Raw genomic sequence first — 21,559 nt, forward strand, 5'->3', positions numbered from 1 at the left:
CGCCTCATCGTCATTGATGTCGGCCGCACCGACTACCGCAACATCGCCGTCACCGACCTCGCCGTCCACGGCGGCGCACGCGTGCGCGGCCGGCCCATCACCGTCCAGGCCAAGATCCACAACTACACGGCCGCCAAGGCCACCGTCAACGCCACCTTCTACGTGGACCAGGCCAAGCAGGCCAACCAGCAGCTCGAGATCCCCCCCGACCTCACCGTCACCGCCTCCTTCACCCACACCTTCACCGAGCCAGGCGTCCACAGCGGCTGGGTGCAGATTGACGACGACTCGCTCGCCCTCGACAACCGCCGCGACTTCTGCATCGAGATTCAGGACCACATCCCCGCCCTCGTCGTACGCGACGCCGTGCCGGCCATGCTCCAGCTCGACCCGACCTTCTACGTGGCCAAGGCCCTCGACCCGTTCGGCGACGACCCGGGGAAGCCCCGCTCCCTCGTGCAGGCCACGATCACCGAGCTGGACAAGCTCACCCACGAGCTCCTCCAGAAGACCCGCATCGTCGTCCTCGTGGACCCCGGCGCGCTCCAGCGCAGCCACATCGCCGTCCTGCGCCAGTTCGTCCGACGCGGCGGGCGCCTCATGATCTTCTGCGGCCCCAACCTGCGCCCCAAGAGCCTCAGCGACCTCCTCAACGACCCCGAGCCCGCCAACGCCCTCATGCCCCTCGAGATCGGCGAGCCCAAGCAAGGCATCCTCGACCGCAAGAAGTTCGAAACCCTCGTGAACCTCGACGACCGCCACCCCGCCCTCCTCGTCTTCCGAGGCTACCGCCTCGCCCAGACCGTCAAGGTCTACAACGCCGCCCCCATCACCGTCCCCCAGAACGCCCCCACCCGCATCCTCATCGGGCTCAGCGACGGCAACGCCTTCCTCCTCGAGAACCGCTTCCACGAGGGCCGCGTCGTCCTCTTCTCCACCTGCACCGACCCCGACTGGTCCAACCTCGCCGCCAGCCGCTTCTTCTTGCCGCTCCTGCACCGCCTCGTCTACCACCTCACCGAGCGCGAGGACGTCGAGGGCACCCACACCGTCGGCGCCCCCGTCACCATCACCCTGCGCGACATCCTGCGCCCCGTCGGCATCCAGGTGCGCGACCCCGCCGGCGAGATCACCGACCTCCAGGCCAAGCCCGAGCCCGCCAGCGGCCTCACCCGCGCCACCTACGCCCAGACCGACAGGCGCGGCGCCTACGTCTACCTCGTCCTCGACCCCACCCGCGCCGCCGACAAGGAGCCCACCGACGCCCGAGTCGAGGCCGAGCGAGCCTTCATCGTCAACCCCGACCCCCAGGAATCCGACCTCGCCCGCATCGCGGAGGCCGACCTTCGCGGCCTCTTCGAGGGCCACGCCCTCCACTACGTCGGCCCGCCCGACAAGACCTCCGCCGACCTCATCAAGGCCACCGTAGACACCATCCGCCAAGGCATTCCCTTGCGGAACATCGTCCTCTACATCGTCCTCTTCATCGCCATCTTCGAGACCTTCTTCGCCAACAAAGTCGTCCCGGCCTTCCAGCGCGCCGAGGACCGCCGCACCGAGCCCCTCCCCGGCGCCCCAGCCCCGGCCGAGAGCTGAACCGAGGAGAATGCTGGGGAGAAGCTTCCTGCAAGAAAGTTCCTCCCCAGATCCCTCTTCAAGAACTCGCATACAAGACGGTGGCTAGCGCCAGGGCAGGGCGGTGCGGACCATGCGTTCGTAGTTGGCGAGCATGCGCGGCGTGGCCACCGGGGCATACGGCGAGGCGGTGGGGGCGACGATGAGGCCGGTCGGGCCGGCGTCGCGGATGAGGGCCTCGACCTGCCGCTCGATCTCGCGCGGCGGCAGGGTGAACAGGTCGCCCACCTGGATGTTCCCCTCGATGCACACCTTGCCGGCCAACGCCGCCTTGGCCTCGGCGGCCGTGACGTTGCCCATCGGCCGCGCCTCCACGGGGAGGAGTTCGATGGCCACCGTACCTGCCTCGAAGAGCCTGGGGGGCGGGCTGGGCGCCTATGCCCCGCTTCGCTTACTCACCCGCTTGCGGGATTGGGGCTTGGGGCTCAGCCCGAAGAAGGGGGCGAACCGGCTGGCGCCCACACGGCGGCGGAAGTAGGCGAGCAATTCGGCCTGGTCCATGTCTTGCGTTTCTGCGTAGATCCCTTCCTGAATCCGTCGCTTCATCTCAACGCAGTCGAAGCCCTTCACAACAGGAGCCAGCTTGCTCATTGCCCGGCCTCCAGAATCTTCACGACGTCGGCAGGCGTGAGGATCACCACCATGCCGTAGCCGCGCGCGAGGTTGACGCCATTGAACGCCCTGACGCGTGCTGGGTTCACCAGGTGCCGGAAATTCCACGAGACAATGACGTCGGCGCGTGCTACCGTTGCTTGGGCCACGTGCATGGCATCGTCGGCGTACTTGGGCGTGACTACGCCCGCCGCCAGGTACGCTGCCCGCAGGGCGAGGGCCTCGGGCGACAGCGGAAGCCGTTCGGCACCGGCGTGCGTGATCTCCTCGAGGAGCGCCTGGACCTCTTCCCGGGCGTCCGCAATCTCCGCTGCAAGCGTCTCCGACACCAGGGGGATCACGGCACCCCGGAGAATGGCAGCGACAAGCTTCCTCGACGGGCCGGCAAACTCCGCGTCGAAGGGGCCGCCGACAGCAGAGGCGTCCAGGTACGCTCTCATCGGCGCCGTCGCCGTGTGTGGACCGGTCCCCATGCGTAGACTTGCTCCAGCCTCCATTGCCTGTACCCGGGGCCACTGCGTCGGCCCCGAGACCACCCACGACTACATGGTACCCTCGTTTGCCTCTCCGCGCAAGGCTTCTGAACGGGAATCGTGCTTCCCCGTCCGTGGGTTCGCGTCGAGGTACAGACCACCGCCCGACCACTCTTCCAGTCTTCTCCTGTGCCGGCGCATTCGCTCGGGCCAAGACCTCGGGGCATGTGCCCCTTGCGGTGTGATGCGGCTATCGGCAGGCCAGGGCGGTGCGGACCATGCGTTCGTAGTTGGCGAGCATGCGCGGCGTGGCCACCGGGGCATACGGCGAGGCGGTGGGGGCGACGATGAGGCCGGTCGGGCCGGCGTCGCGGATGAGGGCCTCGACCTGCCGCTCGATCTCGCGCGGCGGCAGGGTGAACAGGTCGCCCACCTGGATGTTCCCCTCGATGCACACCTTGCCGTCCAACGCCGCCTTGGCCTCGGCGGCCGTGACGTTGCCCATCGGCGGCGCCTCCACGGGGTGCAGCACATTCGCCTCCGCCTCGACGAAGCCCTGGAGAAGCCCCTTCAACGAGCCGTGGCAGTGCACGTGCACCAAGCCGTCCGCGTCGCGGATGCGCCCGAAGAGCCGTTTGTCGTAGCGGACATTGAAGTCCCAGAAATCCCGCGGCCCGTGGAGCGGGGGAGCGACGTACTCCTGGCCCGAGACGGCGAAGTAGGGCCCCACATCGTGCGCGAGGCACCAGTCAATCACGCGCAGGGCGCGCTGGGTCGTGTGCTCCAACAGCTCGTGCACCAGGCCGCGGTCCTCCACCGTGAGCAGGGCGAATGCCTCGGAGCCGAACAGCTCGGCCACGTGGCCGCCGGGGTTCATGTCGTGCAGGTGCACTTCCACGAGGCCGCGCTCGCCGGCCCGCTCGCGGAGGGCGAAGAAGCCGGCGGCATCGCCCGTGGGCTCGGGCGGAGGCAGCGAGAGGTACTTGAGCGCGTCCTCGCGGCTGGCGAGCCAGTGCTTGCGGGTCATGCCCGGCTGGCCCTTGCGGCCGGCGAGATGCTGGTGCACGAGCTCGCCGCGGGGCGTGGGCATCACGGTGGTCACCAGATCGAAGTCGGCGTCGTACGGCTCCACGCGCTGGGTGGTGGGAGGGGAGGGGAAGATGGCGGAGGTGCTCCACGCCCACTTGAGGTCGCACGTCGCGCACACGAGCTGGCGCAGCGGCGCGTAGGAGTCGTGCGGCGGCCGCGTCTCCGACACGCCGCGGACGAAGACCGGCACGCGGTCGGTCGGCAGGCACCGATAGGCCGCGTCGAGGCGCTCGCGCGAGGTCATGTGGGGCCGCGTGGCCATGTGTTCTCCTTGCGGGGCACTCTATCATGAGCAGCGCAAGCGGTCAATGGAGGGTGCGTGACGTGATACGTGATGCGTGAGAGGCCAGAGAGCGCGGGGCCATGCACTTCCTGCTCTTCTCACGCCTCACGTTTCACGCATCACGACTGGCCGCCTCGAAGTGGTTTGCAAATCGCTGGGGAAAACGTATAATGACGGGTAATCTTGTTCCGGGGCGTAGCTCAGCTTGGTTTAGAGCGCAGCGTTCGGGACGCTGAGGTCGGTGGTTCAAATCCACTCGCCCCGATTCTCGAAGAAGTCCTTCCGGCGCACGCCGGAAGGCTTTTTCATGTCGGAGGGAGGGGATCGGGCCGGAACTCCCCAAGGTCTGCCAACACTTCATCTGCCTCGGCTAGGTCCTGCGGCGGCGAGCCGGGGCGCTGGAGGGCCACGACGCGCATGCCGGCCGCCTTGGCCGAGAGCACGCCGGCACGCGAATCCTCGAAGGCCACGCAGTCCTCAGGGCGCACGCCCAGCCGCTCGGCGGCCAGAAGGAACGGCGCGGGGTCGGGCTTGCCGCGCGGCACATCCTCCGTGCCCAGGTAGAACCGCACCAGGCCGGCCACGCCGAGGAACTCCAGCATCTCGCCCACCAGCCGCCGGGACGAGCCCGACACCACAGCCACGGGGTGCTCGGCGGCGAGGCGTTTGAGCAGGGCGATGGAGCCGTGAATGCGGATGTCGGTTTCGCCCCTCGCGCGGTCGAAGGCCAGGCCCATCTGCCGCTCGAGTTCGGCGGCGGTGGGGAAGGCGTCGGGGTAGTCGCGCAGCAGCTCGGCGCGGATTTCGCCCCACGCCCGGCCGTAGATGAGCGCGACGGCCTGTTCGTGGGTGACGGGGTGGCCCGCGTCGCGCAGCACCGCCTCGGCCGCGGCCACCCACAGCCGCTCCGTGTCCACCAGCGTGCCGTCGAGGTCGAAGAGAAATGCGCGGATGATGCTTAGCCCCTATGGCAATGCAGAAGTTCTTGAGGAGGGGTCTGGGGAGGGACCTCTTTCAAGAAGTCCCTCCCCAGCTTTTCTCAGGCGTCCAGCCGCGACAAGGGGTTCTGGCGGTGGCATTCCTCGATGACGGCGATCTGCTGACGCACCTGCTCGGGCGTGATGACGAGCGGGGCGCCGGCCGTGAGCGTCTTGTAGAGGTGGCTGTAGAACTGCTTCGACATGTAGGCGAACGTGTTGGCGAGCTTCGGCGGAACGGTCCAGGTCTTCTCGACCCAGGGGAGCTGTTCGCTGCAATACTGGCGGCCGGGCAGCGGCTCACGGATGAGTTCGCGTTTGGGCGCTTTGCGGGGGTCGAAGTACTTCCACTTCATCTCGCTCGTGCCGCCGGTGAGGCCGCCGCGGGTGCCGAACACCTGGTACGTGTAGAGAGGGTACGGGCAGCAGGAGGAGATCTCGAGGTCAATCGTGGGGTGGCCCTCGCCCGACATGAGCAGCTTCACGTGGTCCTCGGCGTCGCCGAAGGTGTTCGCGCGGTCCATCAGACACGTGACCTTCGGCATCCCGGGGCCGAAGAGCTGGAGGGCCTGGTCGAGGGGGTGGGGGCCGGTGTTGAGCAGGTTGCCGCCGTTGTACTCCTGGAGGGTCTGCCAGTCCCACCGCCGGCCGAAGCCGTTGAAGGCGACCTTGATCATCACGATGCGGCCGAGCACGCCCGAGGCGATCACCTTGCGCACCTGCTGGAAGTAGGGGGCGAAGCGGCTCTGCTGAAAGATGGCCAGCAGCTTGCCCGCCTTCGCCGCCGCGGCGATCAGCTTATCCACCTCGGCCGCGCGACGGGCGAGCGGCTTCTCGCACAGCACGTTGTGCCCGGCCCGCAGCGCCTCGAGGGTGTAAGGCACATGCAGGTGCGAGGGCGCGGCGTTGACCACGAGGTCGAGGTCGGTGCGCTTCAGCAGGGCGCGGCGGTCGTCGTAGGCCGCGGCGCCGAACTCCTGCTCCGCCTGCGCGCGGCGGTCGGCCAACGGGTCCACGACCGCCACGATCCTGTAACGCCTGTCGGTGCGCAGGTGGCGAGCGTGGATGTCATAGCCGCTGCGCCCCTGGCCGATGATGCCCACGCGAATCGTCTTGCCTGGCATGGTGAGAACTCCTGGACGGGTTGCGATTGCGCCACACGGTGAGCACGTTACCGCGCGGGGCCGCTCAAGTCAAGAGCCGCGTGCGTTGACTTCTCATAAGCTGAGCGGTACACTCGGCCACGTTCCGTCTGTCTTCTCCTGCTTCCGAGGCCAGGGGGGCCATGGGCGAGCAGCACAGCAAGCGAGTGGTCCCGTGCCCCGTCTGCGCCGCGATGGAGGCGGAGAGGTCGGACGCTGCCGCGGGCCTGGTGCGCTGTCGGCGGTGCGGCCTGGGGTGGCTCGACCCCCAGCCGAGCGACGCGACGCTCGCCGCCGTCTACACCGACGACTACTTCACGAAGCCCATTGACCCCGGCGGCCTGTCCTATCTGGAGAACCGCGCCGGGCTGGAGCGTTTCTTCGACGGGCGGCTGCGGCGCATCGAGCGCCTGATTCGCCCGGGGCGCGTGCTCGACGTGGGCGCGGGCCTGGGCTACTTCCTCCACGCCGCGGCCCGCCGCGGCTGGCGCGGGGTGGGGCTGGAGACCTCCGCCTTCGCCGCCGAGTATGCGCGGCGGGAGTTCGGCCTCGACGTGCGGCGCCGGACCCTCGACGAGGCTGCGCTGGATGAGGGGGCATTCGACCTGGTGGTGATGCGCGACGTGCTGGAACACACGCGCGACCCGCGCGCCACGCTACGCCTCGCCCACCGCCTGTTGCGGCCCGGCGGGCTGCTGGCCCTCTCGATGCCGAACTTCGCCTCCCTCAACGCGCGGCTCGGCGGGGCGTGCTGGCGCCACCTGCGGCTGCCACAGCACCTCTTCCACTTCACGCCCGAGGCGCTCGGCCGCCTCCTGCGCGAGTGCGGCCTCGCGATCGCCGAGTGCACGTCGCGCTACGACTCGCCCGCCACGCGCGAGGTGTACGCCGCCCTGGCCGACCCCGCCGCGCGGCGCCGCCTGGCCTTCCACGCCGCCCTGCGGGGCGACATCGTGTTCCTGCCCCTTGGCTCGGCCCTCCGGCGCGGGCTGCGCGCAATCGCGCTGGTTTGCTCTTGTATTGCCTGCCCATTCCGTGATAAACTAAGAGACGACATCCTGGAGGTCCTTGCCCTCAAGCCGGAGGCCAGCCGATGATCCCGCTTCGCCGGTTCGGTTTCCTGTGGATTGCCCCCATCATCCTCGCCCTCATGGCCACCAGCACCCAGGCGCGATCCTCGTCCTACCGGAACAACCGGAACGGCCGGAACACGGGCCCCTACCGCCTCATCGAAGGCGATACGGACTCGCAGAAAGAGCGCGAGGAGAAGCGCAAGAAAGAAGAGGAGCAGCGCAAGCAGGAGGAAGCGGCTCGCAAGAAACAGGAGGAGGCGCGCAAAGAGGCCGCGGCCAAGAAGGCGGAGGCCGCGAAGGAGGCCGCCAAACCCAAGCCCACCGCCAAGCCCACGGTGGCCGCGAAGCCCAAGCCCGCCACGGCCGGGACGAAGGCCGGCACCGGCGCGAAGACCGACGAGGCCCGCGAGGCTGAAGCCTCCAAACTGCGCGAACAGGCCGACAAGAGCTTCGAGAAGGGCGACGAAGAGGGGCTTCTGGCCGGGGCCAAGATCCTGCGCCAGCTCGTGGCCGACTACGACGGCACGGCCGCGGCCGAGAGCGCCCAGCAGCAACTCGACCTGCTGCTGGCCGACGCACAGCTCGGCCCGATGATCCTGCTCGCCGAGGCCCAGGAGGAGTTCGATGCCATGCGCTACCGCCGGGCGCGCAACAGGTTCCAGGCCCTGGCCCAGCGCTTCCCCAACAGCGAGCAGGCCGCGACCGCCCGGGCCCGCCTCGCCGAGATCGAGCAGAATGACCTGCTGAAGAAGTCCGTCTACACCGACGAGGAGCTCGAGGACGCGCGCCTCTGGTATCTGGCCGGCAACATCCACCTCGAGAACGGCCGCAAGGGCGAGGCTGCCAGCGCCTACCGGCGCGTGGTCGAGGAGTACCCCGGCTGCCGCTACGCCGTCCTCGCAGAGGAAAAGCTGCCCAGCACCCTGGGCACCTGAGCCATTCCCCGGGTTGCGTGACTTGTGATGCGTGACACGCAGAGCCCCCGCGCGCCCGCTGTCTCAGCCCCTCCGCCCCGTTCCCTGTCGTCGCCTCCTCTCCTGGACCCGGATTTCCTGCGCAAGCTCGACCTGCTGGAGGTGCTCTTCAAGCGCAACGTCGTCGGGCGCCGCGAGGGCGACCGCCCCGGCCACCAGCGCGGCGGCCGCACCGAATTCGCCGACCACCGCGAATACACCCCCGGCGACGACCTGCGCTACCTCGACTGGAACCTCTACGGCCGCACCGACCGCCTGTTCGTCAAGGAGTTCACCAAACAGGAAGCCGTGCTCGCCTGCGTGCTGCTCGACGCCAGCGCCTCGATGGGCCTCGGGCAGCCGCGCAAGCTCGACCACGCGAAGCGGCTGGCCGCGGCCCTCGCCTACCTGGCCGGCGTGGGCGGCAATGAGGCCCTCCTCGGCGCGTTCCAGGGCTCGAGCGTCGCCTGGTCGCCCCGCTTCGCCGGGCGGCCCGACCTCCAGGGCCTGGCCGCCTTCCTCGAACCCATCCAGCCCGCGGGCCCCACCGACCTCCTCACCGCCCTCCGCGCCCTCCGCGAGCGGGTGCACGAGCGTTCGCTCGTCGTCCTCATCTCCGACCTCCTGGAGGAGGGCGGCGGCCGCCGCGGCCTGCGGCTGCTCGGGAGCCAGCGATTCGACCTCAGCGTGCTCCACGTCCTCTCGCCCCAGGAACTGCACCCGCCCGCCATCGGCCCCGTGCGACTGAGGGACAGCGAGGCGGGCACCGCCGAGGACCTGGCTGTGGACGCCGACGCGCTGCGCCTCTATGCGGACCGCCTCAACGCCTTTTGCGAGGGCTGGCGCGCCTTCTGCCAGCGCCACGATATCCGCTTCATCGAGACCTCGTCGGCCACGCCCTTCGAGGAGTGCGTCCTCGGTTATCTTCGCCGCGGAGGGCTCGTGCGATGACCCTCCTCCAACCTCTCGGCCTCCTCGCCCTCGCCGCCGTGCCCGTGCTGGTGGCCCTGAGCCTCTGGCGCTGGCGGCGACGCGAGGTCACCGTGTCCAGCCTGCTCCTGTGGCGCGACGTAGCGACCGCCTGGCGCCACGCCCCGCACGCCCGGCGCCGGCGCCAGCTCGACCCGCTGCTGGTCCTGCGCGTTGCCGTGGCGCTCGCGCTGGCGGGCGCCCTGTGCGCGCCCGTGCTTGTGCGCACGGCACAGGCGACGCGCCGCCTCATCGTCGTGCTCGACCGCTCGGCCAGCATGGCCACGCGCCGGCCCGACGGCCTCACCCGCTGGCGCGCCGCGCGCGACGAACTGCTCAAGCTGCTCGTGCAGCTCGACGCCGCCGACCGCGTTGAGTTCGCCGCCGTGCCGCCCCTCGCGGAGCAAGCGATCGGAGCCGAGCGCGACCCACGCGACGCGGCCTCGCGGCTCCTCACGCTCGAGCCGTCAGATGCCGCTGCCGAGCCGGCCGACCTGCGCCGCGCGGCCCTCGATGCCCAGGCCCGCCAGCCCGACGCCCGCGTGCTCGTGGTCACCGACACGCCGCTGCCCGACCTGCCCGCCGGCGTGGGGCTGCTGGCCACGGGCGCGCCCGCGCGCAACCTCGGCATCACCACCTTCGCCGCCCGCCCCTACCCCGATGGCCGCGCCGAGGTGCTTATCGCGGTGGCCAACGCGAACCCCGCGCCGACCGCTGCCCAGGTGGTGCTCCGCGCCGACGGGCGCGAACTGGGCCGGCGCCGGGTGGACGTGGCGGGCGCGGCGACCGCGCGTGCGATCTTCGAAGTCCGCCCCTCGGCCGCCGCCGTTCTCGAGGCCCGCCTCGAGGGCGCTGACGACCTGCCCGCGGACGACCGCGCGTGGCTCGCCCGCCGTTCGGAACGCCTCCGTGTCGCCTGGGTCGGCGATGAGTGCTACTACCTGCGCCGCGCCCTCGCTGTGCAGGACGGTGCAGAGGTGGTGGAACTGCCCGAGCCGCCCGAGGTCGCGGTGCCCGGCGGCTTCGACCTCGCGCTCTACTACCGCGCCGTGCCGCGCAGGCTCGCCGCGGGGAGCGTCGTGGTCGTGGCCCCCGGAGCGCCCGTGGGGGCGCTGCGCCCCGGACCCCTCGCCGATGCCGCGCCCGCCAGCGTCGTGGCCCGCCGCGACCCGCTCATGGCCGCCGTGCGCCTGGACGGGCTGGCCCTTGGCCGCGTGCCTCGGCCGGCGCTGCCCGGGGGGTTCGAGGCCCTCGCCGCGGCGGGCGACGTGCCGGTCATCGGGCGCTGGCGCGACGGCGCGGCCACGGTGGTCTACGTGGGGGTGGACCCGGCGGCGAGCGCCTGGCCCCTCGACCCGTCTTTCCCCATCTTCTGGGCGAACGTGGTCGCCTCCGCCGCGCGGCAGGGCCAGGAGGCGGGGGGCTTCGGCTGCTCGCGGCCCGGGCAGGCCATCGCCGTGAGGGCCGGGGCCGAGACCGTGCTCACTGACCCCGCCGGCAACCGCCACGCGCTCACGGCCGACGCCTTCAGCCCCGAGCGAGTGGGACTCTACCGTGTGCGGAGCGGCCCGCGCGAGACGCCGATAGCGGTGAGCCTGCTCAGCGAGGGCGAGACTCTGGGCCCCGCCGCGGAAGCCAGGCCGCCCGCGGCCTTCCTCGCTGCCGCAAGCGGCACGGCCGCGGCGGCCACCTGGCGCCTGGGCGGGTGGCTGGCGCTGCTGGGCCTCGGCCTGGTGCTTGTTCACGGCCGCCTCGCCGCGCGGGCGCGGCCAGCATGACTTGCATCGCGGCGGCATATCCGTAAAATGAAAAGAGGCATGCGTAATGCCCGGGAACGACGGCAAAGTCACTTCAAAAGGAGAGCGCTGTGGTCGTTGTAGACAGGGACGAGTGCACGGGCTGCGAGACCTGTGTCGAGGTCTGCCCCGTCGAGGCCATCTCGATGAAGGACGATAAGGCCGACATTGACCAGGACAAGTGCACCCAGTGCGAGACCTGCGTCCCCGAGTGCCCGGTCGAGGCCATCAAGGTCAAGTGACCCGCACCCAAGGCTCCGAGCGCCGGTCCCGGCTCTCGGAGCCTTTCCATGCCCGCACCCGGAGCAACCCGCCGTCCCGCGCGGGGCACCCCCCGCGCAGCTTGTTCATGAGCAGAGCTTCGGCTATCATGACAGGCGACGCCGCGACGGGTGGCCACGGGCGCGCGGCAACGAGGGACTCGAGCCTTGCCGGCAAGAACCAGGCGCGACGTGCACGCCCTCAAGGCCGAGCTGCGCCGCAGCGTGCGCGGCGAAGTGGCCTTCGACCCCGCCACGCGCGCCATCTACTCCACCGCCGCCTGCATCTACCGCGTGCCCCCGCTTGGCGTGGTCGCGCCGCGCGATGCGGCCGACGTGCTGGCCACGGTGGGCGTTTGCCGCACGTACGGCGTGCCCATCACCCCGCGAGGGTCCGGCTCCGGGCTCGCCGGGCAGGCGCTCGGCGAGGGCATCGTGCTCGACTTCACGGTGCACATGAACCGCCTCCTCGAGGCCACCGACACCCAGGTCCTCGTACAGCCGGGCCTGATCGCCGATGAGCTCAACGCCGCCCTCGCCCCGCGCGGCCTGTGGTTCCCGCCCGACCCGTCCAGCTCCGGCTACTGCTCGATCGGCGGCATGATCGCCAACAACTCCGCCGGCTCGCACTCCGTCAAGTATGGCACGGTGATAGACTATGTTGAGGAGCTGGACGTCGCGCTCGCCGACGGCACGACGGCGCGGCTCCGCCCGTATCCTCTCGACGGCCCGGCCTGGCAGCGCCTGGCGGCGGAAGAGACCCGCGAGGCCCAGGTGCACCGCGACCTGCGCTTCGTCGTCGAGCGCCATGCGGACCTCATCCGCGCCCACCAGCCGCGCACCACCAAGAACGCGGCCGGCTACCGCCTCGAGCGCGTGATCGAGAACGGCGTGCTCAACCTCAGCAAGCTCGTCTGCGGCTCCGAGGGCACGCTGGCCATCGTGCTCGCCGCGCGGCTGCGCATCGGGCCAAAGCCCGGCGCCCGCCGCGAATGCCTGCTGCACTTCCCCGACCTCGCCGCTGCCGGCCGCGCCACGCTCGAAATCCTGCCCCTTGGTCCCAGCGCCATCGAGGTGCACGAACGCCATGCGGTGGACGTCATTCGCGCCGGCCGGCCCGAGCTGGCCGATGTGCTGCCCAGGCCCGGCGAGAGCCAGCTCCACGTGGAGTTCGACGGCGCCACCGACGCCGAGGCGGCCGACGGCCTCGCCCGCATGCGGCGCAGAATCTGCGACGAACTGCGCCTCGCCACCCGCTGCATCGAGCCGGCCAGCGCCGACGAGGCTCGCCGCCTCTGGGCCATCCGCAAGGCCACCCTGCCCATCCTCTACAACCAGCCCGGCCCCAAACGCATCGTCTCCTTCATCGAAGACGTCACCGTGCCGCCCGACCAGATTCCCTCCTTCATCGAGCGGCTCCAGGCCATCTTCGGCCGCTACGGCCTCGAGGCCGCCATCTACGGCCACGCGGCCCAGGGCAACTTCCACATCCGCCCGCTCCTCGACCTGCACGAGCCCGCGGAGATCGCGAAAATGCGGGCCGTCGCCGACGAGGTCTTCGACCTCACCATCGCCCTTGGCGGCACCCCCAGCGGCGAGCACGGCGACGGCATCGCGCGCACCGAGTATCTCGCCAAGCTCTACGGCCCGCTGCACCACCTCTTCGGCGCCGTCAAGCGCATCTTCGACCCCCGGAACCTGCTGAACCCCGGCAAGAAGGTCCCCGACCCGCGCAGCGGCTTCTCCCTCACCGGCCCCCTGCGTTTCGAGCCCGACTATCGCTCGCGGCGCCTCGACGAGCGCCTCGTGTGGCCCGCCGCCGGCGCCGCCGCTGAGGCCGAGCGCTGCCACGGCTGCGCCACCTGCCGCACCCTGCCCGCCGCCGTCACGCGCATGTGCCCCGTCTTCAAAGCCACGGGCGCCGAGGAGGCATCGCCCCGCGCCAAGGCCAACCTGCTGCGCGAGATCGCCGCCGGTCGCCTCAAAGGCCGCGCCGCGCGCAAGGCTCTCGCACGCGTGACCGAGCAGTGTCTCCTGTGCGAGTCGTGCAAGGCCGACTGCCCGTCGAAGGTCAACGTGCCGAAGCTCATGCTGGAGGCCAAGGCCCGCCTGGCGGCCGAAGGCGCCCGCAGACCGCGGCAGCGCCTGCTCGCCCGGCTCGACGCGCTCAGCCGCCTCGCGGTGCCCTTCGCCCCGCTGGTCAACGCCGCCAACCGCGCCAGACCCGCGCGCTGGCTCCTCGAGAAGCTGGCCGGCCTCGACCGCCGCGCCCCCTTGCCCCTCGTGACCAGCCGCCCGCTCAGGAGGCGCCTCCGTTCCCTGGCTTCGCACTCCGCACTCCGCGATCCGCAATCCGCAATCGTTTACTTCCCAGACGTTTTCGCCGAACTCAGCGACCCCTCCATCGGTGAGGCCCTCGTGCGTCTGCTCGAGGCGGCGGGCATTGGGGTGATCATCCCACCCGTCCAGGGCTGCGGCATCCTGGCCATGTGCTATGGCGACGCCCCACGCGCCGCAGAGACCATTCGTCGCAACCTCGCCGCCCTTCAGGGTTACACCCGCCAGGGCTACGACATCCTGGTCACCGAGCCCACGGCTCTGCTGTGCCTGCGCGAGGGCTACGCCGATTTCGTGCCCGACGTCGCCGCCAGAGAAGTCGCCGCGCGCACCCACGACGCCCTTGATTACCTGCTCGGCCTTCGCCAGAGGGGGCAGCTCAAGCTCGACCTGCGTGAGGTGCCGCTGGCCCTCGGCCGCCATGTGCCGTGCCACGCGCGCGCCGCCGGCATCGGCGCCGCCGCGCCCGCGCTGTTAGCCGATGTGCCCGGGCTCCGGGTCACCACCCTCAACGAGGGCTGCTGTGGCCTCGCCGGCAGCGCCGGCCTGCGTCGCGAGAAGTACGACCTGGGCATGAGAATCGGCGCAGGGCTTTTCGACAAGGTGCGCGCAGGCAGCTTCCACGGCACCGTCACCGAATGCTCCGCCTGTCGCATGCAACTCGAGCACGGCACCGGCAAGCCCTGCTATCACCCCCTCCACCTCCTCGCCCACGCCGCCTTCGGCACGCCGCTGCCGGGCGTCAGGCCTTGACCCTCGCCCCGTCACGCGGTATCATCCTGGCTCCACGCAAGGAGAACGCCCGTGAGCTACGCGCGCGGCATGGCCGCCATTCGCCTCCAGGCTCCCGCCGAAATCCCTCACACGCAGTACATCAGCCACCTGGGCTTCATGTCGAAGATCACCGGGCTGGCCGCCGACCACCCCGACCTGGGGCGCAGAGCGGCCGAAGTGCTCGACTTCGACTTCATCTGGTCCACCGACGGGCCGAACCCCCCGGGCCGCTGGACCGACATGGGCCGCGCCTACTGGCACGAACGCCAGCAGGAGGCCGACTCGCGCCACCTCGGCTTCGCCGACGTCGAGGAAGCCCTCAACCTCGACCCTCGCCAGGAGTACGGCCTGCCCGATCTCGACGAGCAAGTGAGGAAGTACCAGGACTGGTATCACCGCGCCCAGCACGAGCAGTTCCCCTTCGCCGTCTGGCCCGGCGGCACCTATCGCACCCAGATGAGCTTCCTCATCGCCGCCTTCGGCTGGGAGATGCTGCTGACGATGGCCGGCCTCGACCGCGACCGTTTCACCCGCGTGCTCGACCGCTGGACCGAGGTCATCGAGGTCTACTACCAGGCCTGGGCGCGCACCGACGCCGAGGTCATCCTCACCCACGACGACATGGTGTGGACCCAGGGCGCCTTCATCCACCCCGCGTGGTACCGAAGCGTGCTGTTCCCGAACCTCAAGCGCCTGTGGAGCATCGTGAAGAAGGCGGGCAAGAAGGTGCTGTTCTGCTCGGACGGCGATTTCACGGAGTTTGTGGACGACCTGGCCGAGGCGGGGGCCGACGGCTTCATCTTCGAGCCACTCACCGACCTCGACTACATCGTGAAGAACTATGGCCAGACCCACGTCATCATCGGCAACGCCGACTGCCGCGTCCTCACCTTCGGCACGCCACGCGAGGTCCGGCGCGAGGTGCGCCGCGTGATGGACAAGGGGCGCGCCTGCCCCGGCTACTTCTTCGCCGTGGGCAACCACATTCCCGACAACTGCCCGCTCGAGAACGTCGTCGCCTGCCTGGACGCTTATCGCCAGTATCGGGGGCGTTAAACGACGCAGGACACAGCCGAACGACCGTGCCCTGCGGGATTCCTGCCTGTTGCCTGCTCAGGCGCGCCGACGCTTGCGTGCCAGAGCGAGGGCGCCCAAGCCGAGCAGCGCGAGGGTGGTGGGCTCGGGGATCGCGCCCGTCGCCCGAATCATGTCGATGCTCAACTGGAGGTCCGCCACATAGGTGGGCTGCCGCTCATCCTCCGGCAGCACCGCATTGCCATACCCGAACTCGAAGCCGATCTGGTCCACATCGGTGAGATCAATGCCCGGGAAATCCGACAACGGGATGACGAAGGGGCCCGTGTATCCCGACGGGAGGCTATAGATCATAAACTGGTGCATCTCGCCAAGAGTGCCGACACCGCTCGCGAGGTGCGCGATGAACTGGGAGTCGTGGTCGGTTGAACGAATGACAAGCTCGATGGTGTCGGAGAAGGTCGCGGGAGCCGTGGTATCCCAGTCGAGTGGGGTGATGATTCCATAGCCGATTCGGAAGGTGGCCATGACCCCGGCGTCGTTGCTGAACTGGAGATCCTGATCCGGGAACCCGATGATGCTGAGCTCCGAGGTCGCGCCGATGGACCCGCCGCCGATGTACTGGAGGGCGAAGTCGCGGCGGCCGCCGATCGTGCTGGCAAGGGGCAGGCCGGCATTGAAGCCCGGATTCGCATACGTATCGCCGACACCGACGACGTACTCCTCCAGCCATATCTTGACGGGGCTCGGCGGCGAGATGACGGGGTTCTGGAAGTCGTCAATCATCACCAGCGCGGTTGCGGGGCCCGCAACCAGCGCCAGCATCAGCAGAGCCCCGCACACACGAGTCTTCCTCACGTCCCCGCTCCTTGTCTTGGTTCGCCCCAGGGCAGTTGTTCAGAAGATAGGATAGTTGGGGGCCTGAACCCCAACACCAAAACCCAATAACACTTCTTTAGCTAGCAACTAGTGTGCCGGGGATCAGTCCTATAGATGCTAGTGTAGTCCTGGTTGCAAGTTAATGTACCTCAATGACTTGCGAATCATCAGAGCTGCGCGACGTCGCTCGGTTTCTCCGCTGAGATCATGCGGATGTTGACGACCGGCAACGCCACATGCCACAGATCGCCGCATGATATGCCCAGTACTATACTTACGGGCGTTGCAGCCTGGCAACGCAATGTTGCCCAACATCAACGCGCGCTGGGTCCGCCTGTTGGCCATCGCGGGGAACGGATTGCCATTGACACCGCGCGCCGGACATGATAGCGTCATGTCAACTAGGGGAGGAATCTTCGAGGAGTGTGCCCATGGTCATGTGGCGCAGGGCGTGTGTGGCGACGTTAGCTCTGGGGCTGGCGACTGCTGCCCTGGCGGCGGAAGCATTCGAGGGCAAGCTGAGCTTCGAGGTGGTCTCGACGCAAGCCGGCGCCCAAGCAGTGGCGATGGACTACACGGTCAAGAAGGGCCTGGTGCGCATGGACACCAAGGTCGCGGGGATGTCGAACTACACGATCATTGACCCGGCGCACAAGAAGATGAGCATGGTCATGCCGGCGCAGAAGATGGTGATGGAGATGCCTATTGGCAGCGTCGAGCCGCCTGCGCCCGTGCCGGTGCCGCAGATTGTCAAGACCGACAAGACGGAGAAGGTGACCTTCAACGTGAACGGCACGACGCTGACGCTCGTGAAAGAGGGCGAGGCCGCCGGCGCGGGCGCCAAGTCCTATGAGGGCCAGCAGTACACGGTGACGGTGGAGGACAAGAGCTCGGAGCACTGGATCGCGAAGGACCTAACCATGCTCGCCGGATTCGCCGAGACGTTCAAGGCCATGGCCCAGGGTCCGAATGCCGCCTGGATGAAGAGGGTGGAGTGGCCTGGCTTCCCCTACCGCATGGTGACGAAAGACGCCAAGGGCAACGTCGTGTCGGAGATGACGCTCGTGGCCATTGACACCAAGTCGCCCGATGATGCGCTGTTCACTGTGCCCGACGACTACAAGACGATGAAGATGCCTCAAGCGCCTGCGATGCCGAAGGAATAGCCAGCGCAAGCCGGGTCGGATGACCCATCTCAGGCCCACCCGCGGCCGCCGAGCCGCGGGTGGGTCTGTCTTTCCCGGCTCATCAAGGTTTGGCGATCCTGACGTGGGAGCCGCTGGGGAGCGTGGGGCTGGGGCTGCGGAGCCGGCGAGGACTCCCCGTAACCCTCTATGCCACCACGCCTTACGCCCTCCGGCCACTCCCGCTCACATACTCGCTCATCCCCCGGATGAGCGAGCATGGCCGGAGCCGCGAGAATCGCCCATTCTCGCCCATCTACCCATGCTGTATCACTTTCCCCCTCACAGGGTTGATACAGCATGTGCAGGCTGCGCCGGCCAGCCACTCGGCACAGCCCTCCTCAGGAACCGCCAGGTCCGCAAGGAGAGGGAGTGCCCACACCCTCCACCGACCAGTCGAGGCACGATCGCCAAACCCCGAAAGGGCCTCTTTTTCGTGCGCGGGCAGTTGACACTGCCATCGGGTTTTTGTAGGATACCGCTGCGTTGTGCTCCACTAGTCACTTCGGAGGCTATGAGCTATGTTCCCTCGGCGCGACCTGGCGGGGCTCGCTGTCGGGCTGGTGCTGTGCGCGGGTCTGGTGGCGGAGGCCGTGCCCATCATCGGGCCCAACGGCAGCGGCAGCTACAATGCCTACGAGATCATCACGGGCTCGTACACGTGGGATCAAGCCCGGGTGGACGCGATGACGCGCTCGTTCCCCGGCGTGGGCCCCATCGGGGCCAATCCCACGCTGTTCGGGCATCTGGCCACGCTGACGAGCGCGCTCGAGAACGACTACCTGGCCCTCTACACCCCGAGCGGCGAATTCTGGATCGGGCTCACCGACAGCAGCGCCACGAGCACCCTGGACGGAGCGACCATGCCCGGCAGCGAGGCCGGCAGCAACAAGGGCATCGGCTCGGGCTGGGCGTGGGTGACAGGCGAGCCCTATGCCTTCGAGCGCTTCGGCGCCGGCGAGCCGAACGATTCGGGCGGCGAGGACGCCGTGCACCGCCGCCCCGATGGGTTGTGGAACGACCACCAGGCCGGCAGCTCGCTAGGGCAGGGCAATCACACGCTCTCATACATCATCGAGTGGGAGCTGAACCTGCCCACCGCGCCGCCGGGCGGCAACCCGCTGCTGGGCGTGGGACCCAAGGGCGGCTTCGGCTTCTTCGGCATCCGCGAGGTGCGCAACAACGGCACCCTCAACAGCGTGAACGACGCCATCAACTCCCTGATGTCGGGCCTGGGCACGATCATTGACGGCAAGGGCGCCACCGTGAATCACAACGACCCGAACAACCCGGGCGGCGGGGGTTACTTCGGCAATGGCAGCAAGGCGCCCTTCCTGTCGAACACGGCCGGCGACGACGACGACATCGCCTTCCTCGCGCACGGCTACGTGCTGATCCCGACCTCGGGCATGTACACCTTCGGCTTTCGTGGCGACGACGGCTCGCGCCTGCGGCTGCTGGGCGCCGAGTTCGCCCACCGTTGGGGCGGCGGCATCGCGCTCGGCGACACGGTCGCCTTCCTTAGCCCGACGGGCGACAGCAACACCGGCGCCGCCACTTATCTCGACGCGGGCGTTCACGAGCTCGAGTTCATCTTCTTCGAGCGCGGCGGCGGTGCCTTTGTGGAGCTGTGGGCCGCGCCGGGCGACTATTCGAGCTTCGACGGCAATGCTTTCCGCCTCGTGGGCGACGTGGCGAACGGCGGGCTAGGCCTCGTGCCCGAGCCGACGACCCTCGCGCTCGCTGGCCTGGGCCTGGCTGCCCTGGCTCGGCGGCGCCGTCGCGCCGGCTGAGCAGCGGCCGGCGCCCGACCGGCGTTGGAGCGCCCTTGCCGCGGGGCATGCCGCTCTGGTTCCCCAACCATAAGTGCTTGTGCAGGCAGGGGATGGGGCATTAACGCAGTTTAATGCCGGATTAAGGGCTTGTTAACTCGACACCTGTCGGGTCATCGTGCATAATGAAGCCAGAGATGAACGGCTCGGCCCACGAGACCGAGCAGGTCGGAGACGACCGTGGGTGCTAGTGCCGCACCCCTTCTCGCGAGACCTTTGGCCGTGTGTGCAGCGGCCCTGCGAATAGGATTCGCGGTAGCGAACAAGGGCAGCCGGTTGGCTGCCCTTGTTGCATGATCCCCTCTTCCGGCCTCCTGCGCGCCTCAGTCCTCGATGGCCTCCTCGGTGATGATCACGTTGTCCCAGTAGTACTTGCCCAGGGGCCAGTAGCTGTAGAGCATCACGCCCATCCACTTGACGGCGGGGGTCTTGAGGGTGGGGTTGAAGGTGCGGGTGAAGGTCTCCCACTCCTTGCCTCTGGTCTCGGTGCGGAGGGCGAGATAGGCGTTGTAGAGTTCGCGCTTCTGGGTGGTGAAGTCGTCGGTGCGCTCGCCGTAGCCCTTGACCCAGGCCTTGGGGAAGAAGATGCCGCCCCAGTTCGCCTTGATGTCCACGCTGATGCGGTAACGCATCTTGGGCTTCACGGGGATGAGGTCGCTGTAATACTGCACGCCCTCCCAGCCGCCGACGGTGGCGTAGATCTCGCCCGGGCCGACGGGGAGCTTCTTCGGGGCGTCCTTGGCCGTGACCTTGCCCTGCTTGAACGTCTCCCACCACGGATAGGCCTGCGAGGTGAGGACCTCGGTGTCGTGCATCACGCACTTGCCCTTGCCATCCTCGCGGTCCACCCAGAAGCTGGTCAAGCCGTCCACCTTGGACCAGCCGGCGGGGAACCAGGTGCCCTCTTCGAATGACCAGTTCTTGACCAGGTTCCTGGCCCTGGCCTCGGGCGAAACGGGGGTGAGAACGCGCAGGGCGGTGCGCTCCTCAAGGAGCACGGGCTCGAAGTCGGTGTAGAAATTGGCGAGGGCCGCAAAGTTGGCGCACTCGCGCTCGACGGCCATGTAGGGCACAGGCTCGCCCTCGGACTTCATGGCGCGGACGGAGACGAGGAAGGCGCGGTCGGGGCGCGGCTCGACGGTTCCCCAGAGGAGGATGTGCGCGCCGAGGTCGTCATGGGCGAACTTCTGGAGTTGCTTCTCGGCGCCGTTGAGGGCGATCTTGAGCCGAGCCTGCCGGACGGCCAGGCGGAGGTCGTCGCGGTCGGGCAGGATGTGCTTGTTGGCCTGGAGGGCGCGCTTCTCGAGGCGTTCGGCCACCTTCGCGCCCAGGTCCGGGTCGGCAGCGCACTCGAAGTCGAGGATGGCGAGGACGGGTTTCTCGGCCGGCTTCTCAGCGGCCTGGGCGCCCAGGGCCACGGCGAGGAGAAGAGCGGCTCGGCGCATGTTCGGGCCTTTCGTGAAGGCAGGCGGGTGACGGTTGCGCGCGAGACGCCCATTCTCTCGCGCGCGTCACGGCTGGGCGGCCCCGATCGGCTTGATCTCGACGAGGTTGCGCAGGGGGAAGGCGGTGGTGGTCAGCTTGTTGTCGGGGCCGCGGTGTACGACGTGCAGGTCGAGGGTCTGGGCGCCCGCGATCGTGCCTTTGCAGGGCTTCTCGAGCGATCGAGCGGCCACTTCCCACAGCCCGTTGGCCTGCGGACGAAGGCTGATGATCTCGCAGGGGGCGAGGGGCACGGAGGCCGCCTCGCCGCTCGGGGTGAACCGCAGGACGACGTCGGTGACGAGCAGCCCCGTGAGCGGCTGCTTGAAGCCGGTGGCCTGCACGGTGACGGCGATTCGGCGGAAGGCCTCGTCGAGCACCTTGGCCTTGAACGTCGGGGCGTCGAGGGTGGCCCTCGGTGGCGCGGCAACCCGCGGCGCGGGAAGCTCGAGCCCGAACTTGCGGGTGACCGCGGTGGGTGGGACCTCGAGCTCGACCGTGGGCGCCGCGATGAACGGCACGACATCGTTGGCCGGCAAGTCCTTGTAGGCGTTGCGGAAGAGGATGCCGATGACGAACAGGGCGAAGGCTACGCCGACCAGCCAGCGGATCGCGTGGGTCGTCCGCTTGGCCTTGTCGCGCTGGATCTCGATGTCCACGGCGGCCTGCACCTGGGCGAGATCGTGCTGGAGCTCGGCGCCGCACTCGTCGCAGTAGAGGCGCTGGATGGGGTTGTCGTGACCGCACTTCGGGCAGAGCATGGCGCGGGCCTTC

Annotated in this window: 19 protein-coding genes and 1 tRNA gene; 11 read left to right on the top strand and 9 right to left on the bottom strand. The window is 69.1% G+C overall.

Annotated elements, in window-relative coordinates; all coding sequences use genetic code 11:
- Positions 1-1,596 (top strand): hypothetical protein (locus PLE19_02035; protein HPD13700.1); only part of this gene is annotated, 1,596 nt, incomplete at its 5' end.
- Between the two features lie 84 nt (positions 1,597-1,680).
- On the opposite strand, the gene PLE19_02040 is transcribed toward PLE19_02035, so the two are convergent.
- From PLE19_02040 to PLE19_02055, 4 genes are all read right to left on the bottom strand, one after another.
- Positions 1,681-1,971 (bottom strand): hypothetical protein, encoded by a 291-nt coding sequence (locus tag PLE19_02040; protein ID HPD13701.1) that lies wholly within the window; start codon positions 1,969-1,971, stop codon positions 1,681-1,683.
- A gap of 39 nt (positions 1,972-2,010) precedes the next feature.
- A complete protein-coding gene (locus PLE19_02045) occupies positions 2,011-2,226 on the bottom strand; it encodes a hypothetical protein (protein ID HPD13702.1) in 216 nt (71 codons plus the stop codon).
- Positions 2,223-2,687, bottom strand: a complete 465-nt coding sequence (locus PLE19_02050; GenBank protein HPD13703.1) for a hypothetical protein — start codon at positions 2,685-2,687, stop codon at positions 2,223-2,225. The genes PLE19_02045 and PLE19_02050 overlap by 4 nt, the downstream gene beginning before the upstream one ends.
- 283 nt (positions 2,688-2,970) lie before the next feature.
- Positions 2,971-4,071: a uroporphyrinogen decarboxylase family protein gene (locus tag PLE19_02055; protein ID HPD13704.1), complete on the bottom strand. Its 1,101-nt coding sequence runs from the start codon at positions 4,069-4,071 to the stop codon at positions 2,971-2,973.
- A 210-nt stretch (positions 4,072-4,281) separates the two neighbouring features.
- Here PLE19_02055 and PLE19_02060 point away from each other — a divergent pair.
- Positions 4,282-4,357: transfer RNA gene (locus PLE19_02060), tRNA-Pro, on the top strand.
- A 40-nt stretch (positions 4,358-4,397) separates the two neighbouring features.
- Here PLE19_02060 and PLE19_02065 read toward each other — a convergent pair.
- Positions 4,398-5,045, bottom strand: coding sequence for an HAD family phosphatase (locus PLE19_02065; protein ID HPD13705.1), 648 nt, complete (start codon positions 5,043-5,045; stop codon positions 4,398-4,400).
- An 86-nt stretch (positions 5,046-5,131) separates the two neighbouring features.
- A complete protein-coding gene (locus PLE19_02070) occupies positions 5,132-6,193 on the bottom strand; it encodes a Gfo/Idh/MocA family oxidoreductase (GenBank protein ID HPD13706.1) in 1,062 nt (353 codons plus the stop codon).
- Between the two features lie 161 nt (positions 6,194-6,354).
- On the opposite strand from PLE19_02070, the gene PLE19_02075 reads away from it, so the two are divergent.
- The 7 genes from PLE19_02075 to PLE19_02105 all read left to right on the top strand — a co-directional run bounded on the left by PLE19_02075 (position 6,355) and on the right by PLE19_02105 (position 15,429).
- Entirely contained in the window at positions 6,355-7,308 is a 954-nt protein-coding gene (locus tag PLE19_02075; GenBank protein ID HPD13707.1) for a class I SAM-dependent methyltransferase, read from the top strand.
- On the top strand, positions 7,305-8,219 hold the full coding sequence (locus PLE19_02080; protein HPD13708.1) for a hypothetical protein: 915 nt from the start codon (positions 7,305-7,307) through the stop codon (positions 8,217-8,219). The genes PLE19_02075 and PLE19_02080 overlap by 4 nt, the downstream gene beginning before the upstream one ends.
- Before the next feature lie 27 nt (positions 8,220-8,246).
- Positions 8,247-9,188, top strand: coding sequence for a DUF58 domain-containing protein (locus tag PLE19_02085; protein ID HPD13709.1), 942 nt, complete (start codon positions 8,247-8,249; stop codon positions 9,186-9,188).
- On the top strand, positions 9,185-10,984 hold the full coding sequence (locus tag PLE19_02090) for a BatA domain-containing protein (GenBank protein ID HPD13710.1): 1,800 nt from the start codon (positions 9,185-9,187) through the stop codon (positions 10,982-10,984). The genes PLE19_02085 and PLE19_02090 overlap by 4 nt, the downstream gene beginning before the upstream one ends.
- Positions 10,985-11,073: 89 nt before the next feature.
- Positions 11,074-11,244 carry a 4Fe-4S binding protein gene (locus PLE19_02095; protein HPD13711.1) on the top strand — a complete coding sequence of 57 codons (171 nt, stop codon included), beginning with the start codon at positions 11,074-11,076 and terminating at the stop codon, positions 11,242-11,244.
- 186 nt (positions 11,245-11,430) lie between these two features.
- Positions 11,431-14,352: an FAD-linked oxidase C-terminal domain-containing protein gene (locus PLE19_02100; protein HPD13712.1), complete on the top strand. Its 2,922-nt coding sequence runs from the start codon at positions 11,431-11,433 to the stop codon at positions 14,350-14,352.
- Between the two features lie 51 nt (positions 14,353-14,403).
- Positions 14,404-15,429 (top strand): uroporphyrinogen decarboxylase family protein, encoded by a 1,026-nt coding sequence (locus PLE19_02105; protein HPD13713.1) that lies wholly within the window; start codon positions 14,404-14,406, stop codon positions 15,427-15,429.
- A gap of 57 nt (positions 15,430-15,486) precedes the next feature.
- Here PLE19_02105 and PLE19_02110 read toward each other — a convergent pair whose 3' ends face one another.
- A complete protein-coding gene (locus tag PLE19_02110; protein HPD13714.1) occupies positions 15,487-16,233 on the bottom strand; it encodes a PEP-CTERM sorting domain-containing protein in 747 nt (248 codons plus the stop codon).
- Between the two features lie 485 nt (positions 16,234-16,718).
- Between PLE19_02110 and PLE19_02115 the strand changes: the two genes are divergently transcribed.
- Both PLE19_02115 and PLE19_02120 read left to right on the top strand, forming a co-directional pair.
- Entirely contained in the window at positions 16,719-17,453 is a 735-nt protein-coding gene (locus PLE19_02115; GenBank protein ID HPD13715.1) for a DUF4412 domain-containing protein, read from the top strand.
- 539 nt (positions 17,454-17,992) lie between these two features.
- On the top strand, positions 17,993-19,264 hold the full coding sequence (locus PLE19_02120; protein HPD13716.1) for a PA14 domain-containing protein: 1,272 nt from the start codon (positions 17,993-17,995) through the stop codon (positions 19,262-19,264).
- A 362-nt stretch (positions 19,265-19,626) separates the two neighbouring features.
- Here PLE19_02120 and PLE19_02125 read toward each other — a convergent pair whose 3' ends face one another.
- Complete coding sequence (locus PLE19_02125) at positions 19,627-20,748, bottom strand: hypothetical protein (GenBank protein HPD13717.1); 1,122 nt, start codon at positions 20,746-20,748, stop codon at positions 19,627-19,629.
- Positions 20,749-20,814: 66 nt separating this feature from the next.
- Positions 20,815-21,546 (bottom strand): zinc ribbon domain-containing protein, encoded by a 732-nt coding sequence (locus PLE19_02130; GenBank protein ID HPD13718.1) that lies wholly within the window; start codon positions 21,544-21,546, stop codon positions 20,815-20,817.
- Positions 21,547-21,559 lie beyond the last annotated feature (13 nt).

It is taken from the genome of Planctomycetota bacterium, from assembly GCA_035384565.1.
Classification (GTDB): Bacteria; Planctomycetota; PUPC01; order DSUN01; family DSUN01; genus DAOOIT01.

Bases quoted from the DNA above. Each gene is read 5' to 3' on its own strand.
- PLE19_02045 (HPD13702.1), bottom strand. From the start codon at position 2,226: ATGAGCAAGCTGGCTCCTGTTGTGAAGGGCTTCGACTGCGTTGAGATG.
- PLE19_02050 (HPD13703.1), bottom strand. From the start codon at position 2,687: ATGAGAGCGTACCTGGACGCCTCTGCTGTCGGCGGCCCCTTCGACGCG.
- PLE19_02055 (HPD13704.1), bottom strand. From the start codon at position 4,071: ATGGCCACGCGGCCCCACATGACCTCGCGCGAGCGCCTCGACGCGGCC.
- PLE19_02070 (HPD13706.1), bottom strand. From the start codon at position 6,193: ATGCCAGGCAAGACGATTCGCGTGGGCATCATCGGCCAGGGGCGCAGC.
- PLE19_02075 (HPD13707.1), top strand. From the start codon at position 6,355: ATGGGCGAGCAGCACAGCAAGCGAGTGGTCCCGTGCCCCGTCTGCGCC.
- PLE19_02080 (HPD13708.1), top strand. From the start codon at position 7,305: ATGATCCCGCTTCGCCGGTTCGGTTTCCTGTGGATTGCCCCCATCATC.
- PLE19_02085 (HPD13709.1), top strand. From the start codon at position 8,247: ATGCGTGACACGCAGAGCCCCCGCGCGCCCGCTGTCTCAGCCCCTCCG.
- PLE19_02090 (HPD13710.1), top strand. From the start codon at position 9,185: ATGACCCTCCTCCAACCTCTCGGCCTCCTCGCCCTCGCCGCCGTGCCC.
- PLE19_02110 (HPD13714.1), bottom strand. From the start codon at position 16,233: ATGCTGGCGCTGGTTGCGGGCCCCGCAACCGCGCTGGTGATGATTGAC.
- PLE19_02115 (HPD13715.1), top strand. From the start codon at position 16,719: ATGGTCATGTGGCGCAGGGCGTGTGTGGCGACGTTAGCTCTGGGGCTG.
- PLE19_02120 (HPD13716.1), top strand. From the start codon at position 17,993: ATGTTCCCTCGGCGCGACCTGGCGGGGCTCGCTGTCGGGCTGGTGCTG.
- PLE19_02125 (HPD13717.1), bottom strand. From the start codon at position 20,748: ATGCGCCGAGCCGCTCTTCTCCTCGCCGTGGCCCTGGGCGCCCAGGCC.
- PLE19_02130 (HPD13718.1), bottom strand. From the start codon at position 21,546: ATGCTCTGCCCGAAGTGCGGTCACGACAACCCCATCCAGCGCCTCTAC.